This window comes from Streptomyces sp. SJL17-4 (assembly GCF_036826855.1).
GTDB lineage: Bacteria > Actinomycetota > Actinomycetes > Streptomycetales > Streptomycetaceae > Streptomyces.
The window spans coordinates 8391826-8405316 of the sequence record NZ_CP104578.1 but is presented as its reverse complement, the minus strand read 5'-3'; the positions used below and the strand labels follow the sequence as shown (position 1 = coordinate 8405316).

The following is a 13491-nucleotide window of genomic DNA, read 5'->3' as shown; positions in this document are numbered from 1 at the left end:
GAGGAAGCCATACAGCGGCTTGAGACGCTCCTCGTAGACCACGGATGGGCCCTGGAAGAAGAAACCTCCCACACCATCCGCATGGTGCAAGTCACCCGCCACTGACCCGCCGCCAAGGCCGGCGGGACCGCCAAGCCGATGGCCCCACCCCCTCTCGATCCCGACCAGCTCCGGAGTACTTCGCGGGCTCGTGGCAACAGCCGCCACGCCCCCACCCGCAAACGGGTCCATGTCCTCACCCTGCCCTTCCGGTGCCCACCCCCCGGAGACGCCAGCCACGGGCAATCGCCGGAACAGCGACCCAGACAGTGACCCACCACTAGAAACGCAGGTCAGATAAGGCGGGCCACCCCTGCGTGGAGGTAATGCCCGATGTGCGAGAGGCACGGCCTGCTCCACGGGGTCAGGATCCGCGGCCCTGACCAGGCCGGCTCGGAGTACGAACGTGTCCGTGCCCGACCCGGAGGAATCCCGGCCTGGCTCGACCGCGCCGACGGCCTCGCCCTGACCCGCCGCCCGGTGGGAGGATCGCGCGACAAGCGCCACCAGCCTCGCCGTCCGCCGCACGGGCCGCCGAGGAACTGTGCCTCAACGTGAAAGACGGAAGACCTCTACCCGCAGGACAAGCGCGGCAGGATCACCGCCAACGGCGGGGCGACCGAGTGGATTCACTGGCAGTCCGGCACTGCCCACCCACTCCCCCGCCTCATCGCCCACCGCACCCGCGGCCCACTGATCCTCACCGACCCCAAGGCCCCGGCCCGAACACACCGACGCACAACGCGTACCCGGAGACCGCCCGCACCCGACTCCCCTACCGCCGAGCCGAGCAGATCTTCGAGAAAAACACCCGGCTGCGGGGCTTCAGGCTGTGCGGTGCGCGCCGACGAAGGACTGCAGGGCTGCCTGCGAGCACGGAAGGCCGAGTTCACCCAGCCGGTCGGCGGACGAGCGGATGACCCAGGCGTGCTGATGGCCGGCGAGACCGTCCAGCAGTTGCTGCTGCGCCACTGTCAGGTCGGCGTAGCGAGGGGCGGGATGGGGTTGCGGAGCGGGGAAGAGTTGCTCGATGGCCTTGCGGGTGCGGGATCCGGAGCGGTCCCGGGCGATGCGGGGCAGGCACGCGTCGAGCGCCTCGCGCGCGGCGGCCGGGTCTGAGGTGGGCGGGAGATCGTGGAGGGTGCGTTCGATATGGCCGTGAAGATCGCCTTCGGAGTAGTCGGTCACCTGATCGAACGTGCTGTGGGCTGCGGCGGTGAGTTCCGTGACGGCCCTGCCGAGCAGGTCGGGGTCGACGGGCGCTTCGTCGAGGCCCGCGAGGCGGACGAGGGCGGTGGCCGCGGCCCACCGCATCAGCGGGTCTGCGGCATCCAGGTACGGGGTGATGTCCTCGACCGTGGAAGGGGGGCCGACGAGGCCGGCGGCGAGCAACGCAGTGGCTGCAGTGACCGGGTTCTTGTCGTGTGCGGCAAGGATCATGAGGCGGGGCAAGGCGGTAGCGGAGAATTCGGGGAACCAGGCCAGGAGGTAGGCGATCCGGGTCCGCAGACAGGCGTCATCGTCGTCAAGCAGGACGAGAAGGCCGGGAAGTTCAGCGAGGACCGCGTCGTATGCCTGCAGCGCCGACCACCGGGAGTCGGGCGAGTTGCCGGCCGCCACCCAGTCCCGCGCCTCCTGCAGCTGTGCGCGCTTGTCGGGATCCGTCTCGACGGCCAGCTGCTCCTCGTACCACGGCAGAAGCTCCGCCGGCCCGCACTCCGCCGCGGCCGCACGCCATCCGGCCACGTTGATACCGGTGGTCACGTCGTACTCGTCGTGCCAATCCACAGCCAGGCGGGTGAGCAGCAGCATCGTGTCCTCGCGGGCGGCCGCAGGCCCCGCAATGGCGATCCTCGCGAGAAACGGCACGGTGACCGGAGAGGCCGAATACCGCGAGCCCTGATGAAAAATGCTGCTGAACAGGCTGATGAACGCCTGCTCCCGCGCCTCATCGTCACTCCCGCACAGGGCACGTAGATGCCCTGGAACGTCATGCGCCGACCTGTAGGCATGCGACAGGCCGGCCCAGTCCACATCGTCCAACCCTGCCAGTAGCTTCTCGTACTCGTTGATCACCGACGAAGGATGACAGCAGGCACTGACACCGATGCTGATACTCAGGTTCCGGAGGCCGTGGCTCAGGCACTGACTGATGCCCTGCCGGCTTGTCCTCAGAAACCGTATTTCAACCGAACGTGATCCGCTGATTTCTGCTGGTCAGGCATGGTAGCGCGGAATGAGAGAGGGCACCCCTCGCTCACGGAGCGGAATCAAGACGCCGAAACGCGATGGCGTCGGTGCTGGGAAGGCTGGAGGAGCGGGAGACAGCGGCGCGTGTGCGGGTGGAAGGACTACAGGAGGAAGTCGCCCGGTTGGCTCGGTTGTTGGAGGCCGCCGAGATCGAGCTGGACGGGCGATCGCACGGGAAGAGCTGGTCGAGGCCTGGCAGGCTCGGCTGCCGAGACCACCGCCGGGACCGAGGCCGAGGAGAAAGCGGTGCTGTCGCTCGCGCCGGTGCCGGGCTCGACGGTGCCGCCCTGGCGGGAAGGGCTGCCGGTGACGGTTCTGGCGTCGGACTATCAGCGCATTCTGGGTGTGCTGGAACAGCAGCGAACCACGGGTCACAGACCGCTTCGGGCCAAGGAGATCGCGGTGGAGCTGGGCCTTGACGTGACGTCGGCGAAGGTCGAGGGGCTGCGGTCGAAAGCCCGGCGCCTGGGGGAGGGCGGGTGGCTCCTCCTGGAAGCGTCGGAGGCATTCAGTGCCGGTCAGTGGCCCGAGGCCGCGCCAGACGCCGGCTCATCCGCGTGACCATCGACCACCGGATCATCGCTTCACTGGCGCATACCCGGCCCCAATCGGGGACGTCCGCGGGCATCGCCCGCCACGAGATCCCGCCCGAGACCAGGTAGCTGATCGCGTCCAACAACTGCCATCCCGTTCGACCGACAGCCTTCGAGATCGGTACGGGTGACAACCACTTACGTGTCGGGATGCTGCGGCAGGGCGAGCCAGTCCGACCAGGAGATCTCACGGCCGAGGAAGCGCGGCTGTTCGAACGGCCAGTCGGCGGCGATCCACTGCGGCACCAACGCGTCGAGGGCCTGCTCGACCTTGCTGCCCACCAGCTCGTCCACCACCCACCAGGAGATCTCGCCGTCCGCGCCGGCCCTCGTCGGCGGGTCGATGTAGACACAGCCGAGCAGAACTGTCTCCGCCGCGTCGAACAGCGCGTAGTTGAAGGACTGGTGCGCGGCGATCTCCTTCTCGTGCCGCAAAAGGTCGGCCTGGTCGGCCTCGTAGGTCATGGTGTCCGCGGGCCAGCCCCAGGCCGGACCGAAAATGGTCCACAGCCGCTCGCGCGAACCCATCACAGCCGGGTAGTCGAGCGGGGTGTCCGCCTCCCGGATCGGCCGCAGGTGGTGACCACCGCCCGGCAGCGGTACCAGGACGGGGTGGACGAAGTCATCGGGAAGCCAGCTCATGGCGCCCGACCGTAGCAGCGCGTGGCCGTCCGCTCCCCTGGATTTTCCCCGCATACCGCCAGGCTCTGCTCTCATGCCGGGCAAGGCCCGCGATCACACGATCGAGACTCCCGTTCGATCGACAGACTCCATGACCGGTACAGCAACGGCTTCCAAGAACTCCTACTGAGGTTGAACTCGTGATGTCGTCTACCAGCGGTGCCAGATCGCAGCGGGCGCGGCGTCACGCGTGATGGAGGGATCTTCTCCAGCAATGAAGAACAAGGCCCATGACACGACGTGGTCGCCGGCACGCTGCGCGCCGATTTCGAGCTGGAAGCCGTCGCAGAAGCAGTCGCCGCCGTAACTGAACCAGATGCCGGTGTCGTGTTCGCTTGCGTAGTCCTCCATCTCCCGCGCGAGCTGCGACGGCACACGGCCGATGAGCCGAATCCCCTGACAGGCCACCTGTGGGCCAAACCGGCCGTCGATGAGGACGTAGGCCAGTTCCCCGTCGTCGTGGAAGTAGCACTCCACCGCCGCCTTGATTACCGGGCTGCCTTCCTTGGCGAAATGTACAAAACCACACCCCTCGATACGCCCGTCGGACTGCGTAGCAAACCCATGCGCGGCCAGAGCCGCGATGACCTCCTCGCGATGCATATCCATGCGCAGCGGCCCCAGGGCCTGCCCTGGGAGGTAAACCCACTGATCCCGTTCCGCGTCCGGGAGCGTCGGCCACATAGCTGTATGCATCACACGATGATCGCCTACCTGGTTCACGTCCCGTGCATCCAGGGGTGGCAGACGGATGGCCGGGAAAGTGGCGGCCATCACCGACCATGACCGTTCACAGGGCGACTGGGATTGAACTCGTGGTGTTGCTGGGCTACTCAGGTGGGTCTCATGGTCAGGCCGGTCTCGGCGAGACAGCCGTCTATGAGGTAGCTGCGGTACTGGATGTGCCGTAGGCCGCGTCGGATGCGCTGGACCAGGTGTTCGGGTGTGCTGAAGGCGACGTTGGAGACAGCCGCGTCACAGCAGCGACCAGATCCCTTCGACGGAGTTGAGGTCGGGTGCGTAGGGCGGAAGGTGGTAGATGGTCAGCCACTCCCGGGCTGCCGCCCACTGCCGCACGCCGGCTGCCTTGTGGGCGTTGAGGTTGTCCCAGGCGAGGACGATCGGGCCGTCGAGTTGCTGGTGGGCGGCGATCAGCAGGTCCCGGTAGTCGCGCCAGGAGAAGCTTTTGCGTCCGTCGCGTTGGCCGTCGTCCCGGCGCGGCCGGTAGATCAGCCGAGACCGGTGGCCGGGTTTGCAGCAGGTCAGCGCGGCGATGGAGACCCGTCTGCGGGACCGGCCGCGGACCCTCACCACCGGGGCCCCTCCGCGCTGTGACCAGGTCCTGGCCTGCGGCGGCGTCATGGGGAATCCGGCCTCGTCCTCGAAGACCAGCCAGGCTCCACTCGCCGCCGCGAGTCTTCCGCGCAGGGCCACACCTCCATGACCCACCCGGCCACCGCGCGGTCGTCCCGCTCGTTCGCGCGTCGGGCCGGGACCTGGCAGGACCAGCCGTTACGCACCAACAGTTTCCGCACGCCCTGGATGGTGTAGCTCATGTGGAAGCGTCGGCCGATCGGCGTCTTGATCCGCGCGAGCGTCCATCGCTGGACCTCCCAGCCGTGGGCAGCTGGCCCCTTGGTCAGCTCCGCCTCCAGCTGCGCGAACTGCTTCTCGCTCAGCCTCGGGAGCGACGCCGGCCCCTGCGATCGCAGAGCCCGCGGACCTCCCTCGTTCCACATCCGCCGCCACCGCTGCACCGAGCGGACACTGACCCGCAAGCCCTTGGCGATCACCGAACTCGCCTCACCCCGGGCGAACTGCTTCGCTGCTTTGAGCCGCAAATCCTCACGGAACTGCTGCCGTTCGGGGGTCGGCCCGCCCCCATGTGGATACCGCATGCACGGGTGATACCGCACGGACGAGGAGCCGTCAGCCCCGACGAGACCACAAGTTCAACCTCAGTAGGTGTCCTGTGACATCGAACCTTCAGCGCGTAACGTCGAATGGTGAGTGACTGGGTCGGCCGACCAGGTTCCCGGCCTCCGGGCGGTGTCAGTAGGGGGCGGCAGACTGCGCGCGTGGATGCTTCTCACGACGCCGATCGCTGTGACCGTGCTGGGCTGGTGTGGGTACGGTCGATGGGCGGCCCCTTGATCGTCATTCCGGGGTCCTCTGTGAACGACTGGGGTGGATGCGCGGAGGACAGTTCCGTCCTTGGCAGTACCGATGGCCGTGATGACTATGACCGCGCCTGTGAGGTGGAGAACTGGGCCGGTGTGATCGCTGTGGCCGCGGGCGCCGCCACCGCGCTTGTTCTGGCCGACGAACCTGCAAAGACGTGCTTCCTGCCAGAGAAGCTGCTGTTCGTGCGGTGGCTGGCTGCGGACTCCGAGGCCGAATTGTTCGCGGCCGCCGAGGCGATCCTGACCGATCCAGACACCGCGTGGGAGGACGCCGGGCTGTGGGTCACCGATGGCCCAGCGGTGTTGATGGATTCGGCCGAAGCTGGCGCCGATCTGGGAGTGGCGTATCCCGATGGGGGCCAGCCGGACCAGGCTCCAATGGAGCTCCCGGCAGGTCAGTGGAGGGTACGTGCGGTCCATCAGACGGGCGAGTTCCCGTGGGTGGGTGTGGTGCAGCTCGTTGCCGAGGACGTCCACCCCTGACACCCAGCGCCCCGTGCCACTCAACTTCGGTGACACGAACCTAATGATCATCAACCTTCGACGGCAACGATCAAGGTTCGATGGCACAGGACATTAGATCAACCGCGACGAATGCGACCCTTCCTTGTACGCGCAGCACTGCTGGACCTGACCACCACACTGGCGCAGCGGACCTGCGGCCGCGAGCAGATGGCACGCAAGCTTGGTGAGGTGGCCGTACACGACCCCTTGAACCGGCGGACCCGCAGCTGGAGTGCGACGCTCGTATCGCAATAGGAATGTCAATGGGGAATCCGCATGCAGGAGCCGTGAACCTGAGCGGACCACGCTCCGCTCCGGGCACGAGGCACCTGCCCGGCCATGCCCGCACATCAACAAGCACTACTGCGACGTTCGCATCCGTGGCCCGGGCTGGGGTGGGTGCGGAGAGGCAGGGAGACTGGGGCTACATGGTCTTGAGCACCTTGGCCCAGTTCACGCTGGTGCCGGTCACCGCCATGACGATGGCGATGACGCCTGTTCCCACCAGGATGACCGCGGGGCTCCATCTGTCGGTGGGGAAGTTGCAGAAGGTGAGCTACAACAAGCAGAAGGAAGCGACCCTCAGGTCAGGGCGGCGCAGACGCTTCAAGTTCGAGATTCCGTGGCCCGAGGCCTCAGCGGCTGGGGCGGCTTTCGCGGTCTGGGCTCTCTCTGCCCAACACGCCCCTGCAGAAGCGCGGTGGTGAGACCCAGAGTCGCAATGAAGATCCCTAGCGCAAACCGCCAGTGCGCGGCCCACTCCGCCTTGCAGACGGACTGCCCTGGCAAACGCTTGGGTTCTCCCAGCGCCGTCAGCACAGCCAGCCAGACGGCCAAGGTCTCCGTGGGGATGAATGAGGTCAGCTGGCTGAGCACCGCGGTCCTGTCCACGATGACGAAGTCGTCTGTGCGGACCTCGACTGTGCCGTCCTCATCCACTGCCGCGCGCAGGCGGTGCCCTGCGGAAGAGCTTTCGGCTCCCGGCTTCACGATACGCAGGGCACTTGATTCCGCGAGAGATGTGCAGCTCAAGGCAGCCTCCGCTGTGCTGGCAAACTGCCCCGAACTGGACGCACTCGCCGGGCACGTGCGCTCCTTCGCCCGCATGCTCGCGCGCGCGTCTTGCGGTCGGTGTTGATCGGCACGTCCAGCCGCCCGCAGAGTATTCCGCTTTCGGTGAGGACACCGGTGCGCCAGCCCTCCGGCGTCGCCAACAGAACGATCCCCTCGGAACGCTCCAGGCGGGCCGCTCCCTCTTCTCCTTCTTGCGTCTCACCATGCCGTTCTCCAACATCGTCGAGTTCATGGTGATGAGTCTGGGTGGAGGATCAACCGCCGCAGCACGGTTTGGTGCCGGCCTTGCATGGCAAGCTGAAGTCCTTCAGGGCAGATCGTCGATGAGCCCGAATCCCGCCGGGAACTCCTCCAGGAACTCACGGCGAGCGGGGTTGGTCTCAGCGGCTGCCATCGCCCCGAGCAGGGCGATCAGCTCCTGCTGCTGATTACTCGACAGCGTGCTGACCACGTGGGCGACTCCCTCTATGACCTTGACCGCATCATCCTGATCCATCTGCTCGTCTTCACTGCCCTCGATGAACCACAGGACGTCGACCAAAGCCTCGGCCAAGGCACGAGTCAGGGACGGGTACGAAGACGTCACGATGGTCTCCCAGTGGATCAACGGCAGAGTCCGGCCATCCCACCACACACCGCTGACATCACGATCCGTGAGCCTCCACGGAAAGTGGACCAGAGCCACAACTGCTCGATTGAGCCAGGAGGGGGTACGGACCTTGCTGCTGCGACGGTGAGCATTCGCTGTTCCGGGGACACCTCACAGGTGGACCAGCTCAGGGCTGCCGCGCCGAGACCATCAACTTCACAGCCAAGTCCACCGACAAGGACGGCAACCTCGACTTCACCATGTGGCCCACCAACAAGTGGCACATCACCGGCGCCATGCTCCAGTCGACCGGAACGGTGTCCGTGGGCGGCGACACCAGCGCGGCCACGCGCACGACCCCAGGCTTCTCCACCAACGGCCTGGTCAACAACACCATGTACTCGTGGTCGGTCCGGGCGATCGACGCCGCCGACACCAGCTCGCCGTACACGCCGGCCACACTGCCCTGCCACTTCATCTTCGACAGCGCCCCCCGTTACCGTCTTCATGGCTCCGCAATGGGGCCTCCGGTATTCGGGTCCGGCATGGCTTCCCCCTCTTGTTGTTCATGATCCGGGGGGGGTGGTGTCACCGGGCCCGGAGGCATCGACGGACCGCTGATGAGGGGCTTGAGCACTGGCTTCACCCGAGCCGGAAGAGCTCTCCGTAACGTGGATGTGGCAGCTCGGTGCCCTGGCAAGGCCGGACGGAAGCGTGATGGAGGGGCCTGCACGTGATCGACACCGGCGACATCGACGTCTTCCTCGGCCTGGACGTCGGCAAGGGCGAACACCATGCCACCGCCGTCACACCGGCCGGCGAGAAGGCGTGCGACGAGCGCCTACCCAACACCGAACCCAAGCTCCGCGATCTCTTCGCGAAACTCCAGGCCAAGCACGGAACGGTGCTGGTCGTGGTCGACCAGCCGGCCTAGACCGGTGCCCTGCCGCTGGCCGTGGCCCGGGACAGGGCTGCCCGGTCGCCTACCTGCCCGGGCTGACGATGCGGCGGATCGCCGACCTCTATCCGGGGGAAGCGAAGACGGACGCGAAGGACACGTTCATCATCGCCGATGCCGCCGCGCGATGCCCACACGCTTCGGACGATCGACGGCGAGGACCAGACGATCGCCGAACTGGAGATGATCGTCGGCTTCGATGACAACCTGGCCGGCGAGGCCACCCGGGTCGCGAACCGCCTGCACGGCCACACCCAGATCCACGCCTCGCTGGAACGGGTCCTGGGGCCGCGGTTGCAGCACCCAGCCGTCCTCACGCTGCTGGAACGGTTCGGATCCCCGGCCCAGATACGCAAGGCGGGCGTCGGCGCCTGGTCACGCTGCTGACGCGGCCGGAGGCGCCGAGGATGGCCGAGCGGCTGGTCGAAGAGATCTGCGACGCCCTGGACGAGCAGGCCGTTCCCGTTCCGGGGACCGATGCGGCCGCGCTGATCGTCCCGAGCCTGGCTGCCTCGCTGACGGCTGTGCTCGATCAACGCAAGCTGTTGGCCGGGCGGATCGAGGAACTGCTGGAGGCTCACCCTCTTTCGAAGGTCCTGACGTCGATGCCGGGAGTCGGCGTCAGGACAGGAGCCCGCATCCTGATCGAGGTCGGCGACGGCAGCCCCTTCCCAACCGTCGGCCACCTCGCCGCCTACGCCGGTTTCGCCCCGGCTACCCGGAGCTCAGGCTCATCGATCTGGGGTGAACAGCCGTCTCGGAGAGGGAACAAGCAGCTCAAACGGGCTTTCCTCCTCTCCGCGTTCGCCGCCCTGGGCGACCCGGCGTCGCGGACCTACTACGACAAGAAGATCGCCCAGGGTAAGCACCACACCCAGGCCCTGCTCTGCCTCGCCAGACAACGAGCCGACGTCCTCTTCGCCATGCTCCGCGACGGAACCTTCTATGAATCCCGGGTCGCCACCTCAGGCTGCCCCTCATCAGTCACGCCGCACACGGGGCAGTCCCATTCGTCGAGCGAGTCGATCACGACAGGGTGATTGCAAAAGACGCACGGCCGCATGCCCTCGTCGAACTGGTGTCCCCCATACACTTCATCGCTCATGGCAGACAGAGTGCCACCTGACCACCTTGACCAAAGACATAGGGGCCCCCGCGTTCGGGCCGAGTTCGACGACGTCTTCGACACTGACGCGGGCCGCACCGGCGAACTCATCGCCCTCGGGCAACTCCTCCAAGTCGCCTCCCGAGGCCCCCCGAACTCGCTGACGCCTGGACCACACACGCCGAGCACCTGACGGGTATCACCCCACCAAGGAGGGAAACGTAGGCCCATCGGGCAGACATCCCCGTCGACCGAAGCCGCTGACGCAACCTCCGCACACGCACGGAAGGGACCGATGTGAGCGCCAGGAACACCGCCGAGTACTGGAACCCCGTCTACGACGACGGCCGCGACTGGCGGCAGGTCTGCGACGCCGAGATATCCATGTTCACCCGCCATGCCGCCCCTCAGCCTGGACAGAAAGCCCTGGACATCGGATGCGGCACCGGCCAGTTGGCCCGCTGCCTGCACTCCCTGGGTTACGACGTGACCGGCGTAGAGATCTCCGCCGCAGCTCTCCTCAAGGCCCGCGCCCGCTCCTCCACCCTCGGCCCCCGCTGGATCCAGCACGACATCGAGACCGGGCCGCCTCCAGGCGTCACGCCGGCGAGCATGGACGTCGTCTCGTTCCGGCTCTCCTTCCAGTTCCTCGACCGCAAACCAGAGCTGCTCGGCATGGCCCGCAGCCTGCTGCGGCCCGGCGGCCTGGTCTACCTCGTCCTCCCCGTCCTGGAACGCGAGACCCTCGCCGCCGGTCGCCGCTCCAGCGCCCTCCCGGCCGCCGAGATCACCGGCCTCTGCCAGGGCTGGGACGTCGACCGGTGGGAACTCGGCTGGCTCGACCACCTCATCCTCCGGTCCCCGTGACCAGCCACCGCCCTACACCGCCCACCGCGCCCCCCATCCACCAGCAGACAAGGACACCCCATCCCACGAAGGGACCCCCATGCACCCCAACCACCCAGACCTCGCCGCCGAGTTACTACGCCGCCGCGAACTCGACCAGGCCCCACGCCTCCGACAGCCCATGGACGCGCGCGAGATGATGGCGGTGGACACCGGCAACACGGCCTTCCTGAAGAGCGTCATCGAGGCACACGGATGGCCCGGGTACCGCCTCGTCGGCGAGGAGGCCTCCTCCGCCGCCTGGCTCATCGCCCAGCATGCCGACCTGGATCCCGCCTTCCAGCACCAGGTGCTCATACTCCTTGCCGCGGCCGTGGAAGCGGGGGATGCCGCCCCGGATCATCTCGCCCTCCTGACCGACCGATGCCGCCTGGCAGACGGCCGCCCACAGGTCTACGGCAGCCAGTTCGCGCGGACACCCGACGGACTCCAGCCCCGGCCGATCGAAGACCCCGACGGAGTCGACGACCGCCGCCGGTCCGTGGGGCTTCAGCCGATCGCCGAGTACGCGGCCCTCCTGGAAGCAACGTGGGCCGAGACCTGACCGACCTGCGCAGGACGCCCCCGCCGGATTGCCGGGACGAGAAGGAAAAGAGCCCGCCCGGGAAGCCGTCGCACGTTGCACCGGGCGGACCATCCGCGGGCAATCACCTGGAGGGACGCCCCGTCAGCTTCGGATTCCCTTGCCCAGGAACGGCTCGTTGACCGGGCGTGGGAAGGTCTCACGTACGCGTACAAGCTCGCTGGCCGAAGGACCGCTCTGGACGTTCCCTGCCCCCTGCGCCGCTGCTCGACCGCGTTGGGACTTCCCCCGCCCGCGCCACGCAGAGTCAAGGAGGCCAGGGGCCAACAGGTGTACCCAAGGGTCGACATTCGCGCTCAGGCCACAGAGACAAATCTAGCGACCCCATCCCGTGGACCGGCGGGGGGCGCTTCACGCCACAGCAACATCGCCGGCGACTGATCGAGTCGCAGATATCTCACATGTACTCGAAGTACCGGTCGTGCCAGTACGCCCTTGTACGAAGGAGGCGAGCACGGTCGGGGCTCGGTGATCGCTCGGAGCACGTCGGCCGGCTCGGGCAACAGTCCTCGGGCCTCTACGCCCACGAGTACGCCCGCCGCGGGTACGCCGCCCTCGCGTTCGCCCCCTCCTTCGCAGGCCAGAGCGACGGCGAGGTCCCCGACGTCGCCTCACCCGACATCTGTACCGAGGACTTCAGCGCTGCTGTTGACTTCCTCGGCCTGCAGGACATCGTCTACCGCGAGCGAATCGGCCTGCACGCCATCTGCGGCCTGAGCGGCATGGCGCTCACCGCCGCGGCCGCCGACAGTCGCATCAGGGCCGTCGCCACCTCCTCGATGAACGACATGTCGCGCAACTACCACGACAGCTACACCCCGAGCGGCGCCAAGGAGTCGTCGGCTACCTCAGCCGGCGGCGATGAACCGACGCCGAGAACGGCACCCACGCGCGCGGCTCCCACGAACTGCCCATCGACACGGACGGCATCCCGGCCCCGGCCGACCGGGTGCGGCCCGGTAGAGCGGGCGAGAGTCGCAGCACGCCCACGCCCGCGTCGTCGGCGGCGAGGCTGGGCCAGCCTCGTACTGGGTCGCCCCCAGAGGACTGGAAGCCGTATCCGCGCAGTACTTGTCCCGTCGCCACCGTCCGTCGCTGTCTTCGACCTCCAGCCAAAACGGAGCGTCACTCAGTACGGAAGTTGAGCCAGAAGCCCACTTCGGGAGGCACTCTGGTCAGTGGCTGTTCGATGTGATTGTGAAGTGTGAGCGGATGGCGGTGTTCCCGTGCGGATGCTTGACAAGAGGCGCTGGGAACCGAAAGAGGCCTTCCACACGATGCGGCCAGGTACGGACGCGGCTGAGCCTCGCCGCCGGTCTCCGGCAGCACCAGCTCTCCGGATCGGTTCAGTCCGTCTCGCGGGAACGCGGGGCGGGCAGCCGGAAGAGGCCCGGCAGTCTGCGCAGGGCCTCTTCGTCGCCCTTCGCTGCCGCGGCGCCCGCCTCGATCGCGCCGGACAAGGTCAGCCTGCGGGCGGTGACGGCGGCGAACGCCTCCTCCGTGATGGTGATCGTCGCGTCCGGGTACTGCGCCGGTCCGTGGATCGTCTCGACGGTACCGTCGTCGACGCGGGCGTGGAGGACCTCGTCGCCGACGTGGAACTCGTACACCGCGCGCAGCCCCACGGCGGCCTCCGGTGCGAAGCAGGCCCTCAGACCCAGCACGGTCCAGCCGGCGTGGAAGGTCTCGCCCGCGCGGCGCTCACCCATGGCCCACGTCAGGCCCCACCGGGCCAACGCCAGGACGGCGGGGCCGAGTTCCTCGCCCGCCTCGGTGAGCGCGTAGGCGGGGGTGCGGGCGGGCGGCGGCAGCGTGACCTTGCGGGCGAGCCCCTCGCGTTCCAGGTGCTTCAGCCGGGATGCGAGCAGTCCGGTGCCGAGTCCCCGCAGACTGGCCTGGAGATCGCCGAACCGCTTGGGGCCGGTGAGCAGTTCGCGGATGAGCAGCAGGGTCCAGCGCTCGCCGACCAGGTCGAGGGTCCGCGCGGTCGCGCAGTATTGGTTGTACGTTCGCTGCTCCACTCCCT

General features: G+C 67.6%; 13 protein-coding genes and 2 pseudogenes. 7 read left to right on the top strand and 8 right to left on the bottom strand.

The genetic code is table 11. The annotated features are described in order from the left end of the window. Positions 1–864 precede the first annotated feature (864 nt). Positions 865–2115 carry a HEAT repeat domain-containing protein gene (locus N5875_RS37855; RefSeq protein WP_338498963.1) on the bottom strand — a complete coding sequence of 417 codons (1251 nt, stop codon included), beginning with the start codon at positions 2113–2115 and terminating at the stop codon, positions 865–867. A gap of 420 nt (positions 2116–2535) precedes the next feature. On the opposite strand from N5875_RS37855, the gene N5875_RS37850 reads away from it, so the two are divergent. After that, a complete protein-coding gene (locus N5875_RS37850) occupies positions 2536–2850 on the top strand; it encodes a hypothetical protein (protein WP_338498961.1) in 315 nt (104 codons plus the stop codon). A 170-nt stretch (positions 2851–3020) separates the two neighbouring features. On the opposite strand, the gene N5875_RS37845 is transcribed toward N5875_RS37850, so the two are convergent. The 4 genes and pseudogenes from N5875_RS37845 to N5875_RS37830 form a co-directional block, all read right to left on the bottom strand. Further along, on the bottom strand, positions 3021–3524 hold the full coding sequence (locus tag N5875_RS37845; protein WP_338498959.1) for an N-acetyltransferase: 504 nt from the start codon (positions 3522–3524) through the stop codon (positions 3021–3023). Between the two features lie 189 nt (positions 3525–3713). Next, positions 3714–4337, bottom strand: coding sequence for a hypothetical protein (locus tag N5875_RS37840; protein WP_338498957.1), 624 nt, complete (start codon positions 4335–4337; stop codon positions 3714–3716). Between the two features lie 59 nt (positions 4338–4396). After that, positions 4397–4925 (bottom strand): annotated as a pseudogene (locus tag N5875_RS37835) (transposase). Then, positions 4922–5461, bottom strand: a complete 540-nt coding sequence (locus tag N5875_RS37830; protein WP_338498955.1) for a winged helix-turn-helix domain-containing protein — start codon at positions 5459–5461, stop codon at positions 4922–4924. Before N5875_RS37830 ends, N5875_RS37835 begins: the two are co-directional and overlap by 4 nt. Positions 5462–5641: 180 nt before the next feature. Between N5875_RS37830 and N5875_RS37825 the strand changes: the two genes are divergently transcribed. Next, on the top strand, positions 5642–6229 hold the full coding sequence (locus N5875_RS37825; protein ID WP_338498951.1) for an Imm21 family immunity protein: 588 nt from the start codon (positions 5642–5644) through the stop codon (positions 6227–6229). Positions 6230–6678: 449 nt separating this feature from the next. Then, positions 6679–6957, top strand: a complete 279-nt coding sequence (locus N5875_RS37820; RefSeq protein WP_338498948.1) for a hypothetical protein — start codon at positions 6679–6681, stop codon at positions 6955–6957. Between the two features lie 674 nt (positions 6958–7631). Here N5875_RS37820 and N5875_RS37815 read toward each other — a convergent pair. Both N5875_RS37815 and N5875_RS37810 read right to left on the bottom strand, forming a co-directional pair. Then, positions 7632–7910: a hypothetical protein gene (locus N5875_RS37815; RefSeq protein WP_338498945.1), complete on the bottom strand. Its 279-nt coding sequence runs from the start codon at positions 7908–7910 to the stop codon at positions 7632–7634. Between the two features lie 190 nt (positions 7911–8100). Next, a complete protein-coding gene (locus N5875_RS37810; protein ID WP_338498942.1) occupies positions 8101–8391 on the bottom strand; it encodes a hypothetical protein in 291 nt (96 codons plus the stop codon). A 258-nt stretch (positions 8392–8649) separates the two neighbouring features. On the opposite strand from N5875_RS37810, the pseudogene N5875_RS37805 reads away from it, so the two are divergent. From N5875_RS37805 to N5875_RS37790, 4 genes and pseudogenes are all read left to right on the top strand, one after another. Next, positions 8650–9911, top strand: a pseudogene (locus N5875_RS37805) (IS110 family transposase). Positions 9912–10273: 362 nt separating this feature from the next. Continuing rightward, the gene (locus N5875_RS37800; protein WP_338498939.1) at positions 10274–10843 is read left to right on the top strand and encodes a class I SAM-dependent methyltransferase; all 570 of its coding nucleotides are present in this window, start codon (positions 10274–10276) and stop codon (positions 10841–10843) included. A gap of 79 nt (positions 10844–10922) precedes the next feature. Beyond that, the gene (locus N5875_RS37795; protein ID WP_338498936.1) at positions 10923–11426 is read left to right on the top strand and encodes a DUF6624 domain-containing protein; all 504 of its coding nucleotides are present in this window, start codon (positions 10923–10925) and stop codon (positions 11424–11426) included. A gap of 440 nt (positions 11427–11866) precedes the next feature. After that, positions 11867–12610 (top strand): hypothetical protein, encoded by a 744-nt coding sequence (locus N5875_RS37790; RefSeq protein ID WP_338498933.1) that lies wholly within the window; start codon positions 11867–11869, stop codon positions 12608–12610. A 201-nt stretch (positions 12611–12811) separates the two neighbouring features. On the opposite strand, the gene N5875_RS37785 is transcribed toward N5875_RS37790, so the two are convergent. Beyond that, positions 12812–13486 carry a helix-turn-helix domain-containing protein gene (locus N5875_RS37785; protein ID WP_338498931.1) on the bottom strand — a complete coding sequence of 225 codons (675 nt, stop codon included), beginning with the start codon at positions 13484–13486 and terminating at the stop codon, positions 12812–12814. Positions 13487–13491: the final 5 nt, after the last annotated feature.

Coding starts and splice junctions, on each gene's coding strand:
- N5875_RS37845 (WP_338498959.1), bottom strand. CDS start 3,524: ATGAGCTGGCTTCCCGATGACTTCGTCCACCCCGTCCTGGTACCGCTG.
- N5875_RS37840 (WP_338498957.1), bottom strand. CDS start 4,337: ATGGCCGCCACTTTCCCGGCCATCCGTCTGCCACCCCTGGATGCACGG.
- N5875_RS37830 (WP_338498955.1), bottom strand. CDS start 5,461: ATGCGGTATCCACATGGGGGCGGGCCGACCCCCGAACGGCAGCAGTTC.
- N5875_RS37820 (WP_338498948.1), top strand. CDS start 6,679: ATGGTCTTGAGCACCTTGGCCCAGTTCACGCTGGTGCCGGTCACCGCC.
- N5875_RS37810 (WP_338498942.1), bottom strand. CDS start 8,391: ATGAAGTGGCAGGGCAGTGTGGCCGGCGTGTACGGCGAGCTGGTGTCG.
- N5875_RS37795 (WP_338498936.1), top strand. CDS start 10,923: ATGCACCCCAACCACCCAGACCTCGCCGCCGAGTTACTACGCCGCCGC.
- N5875_RS37790 (WP_338498933.1), top strand. CDS start 11,867: ATGTACTCGAAGTACCGGTCGTGCCAGTACGCCCTTGTACGAAGGAGG.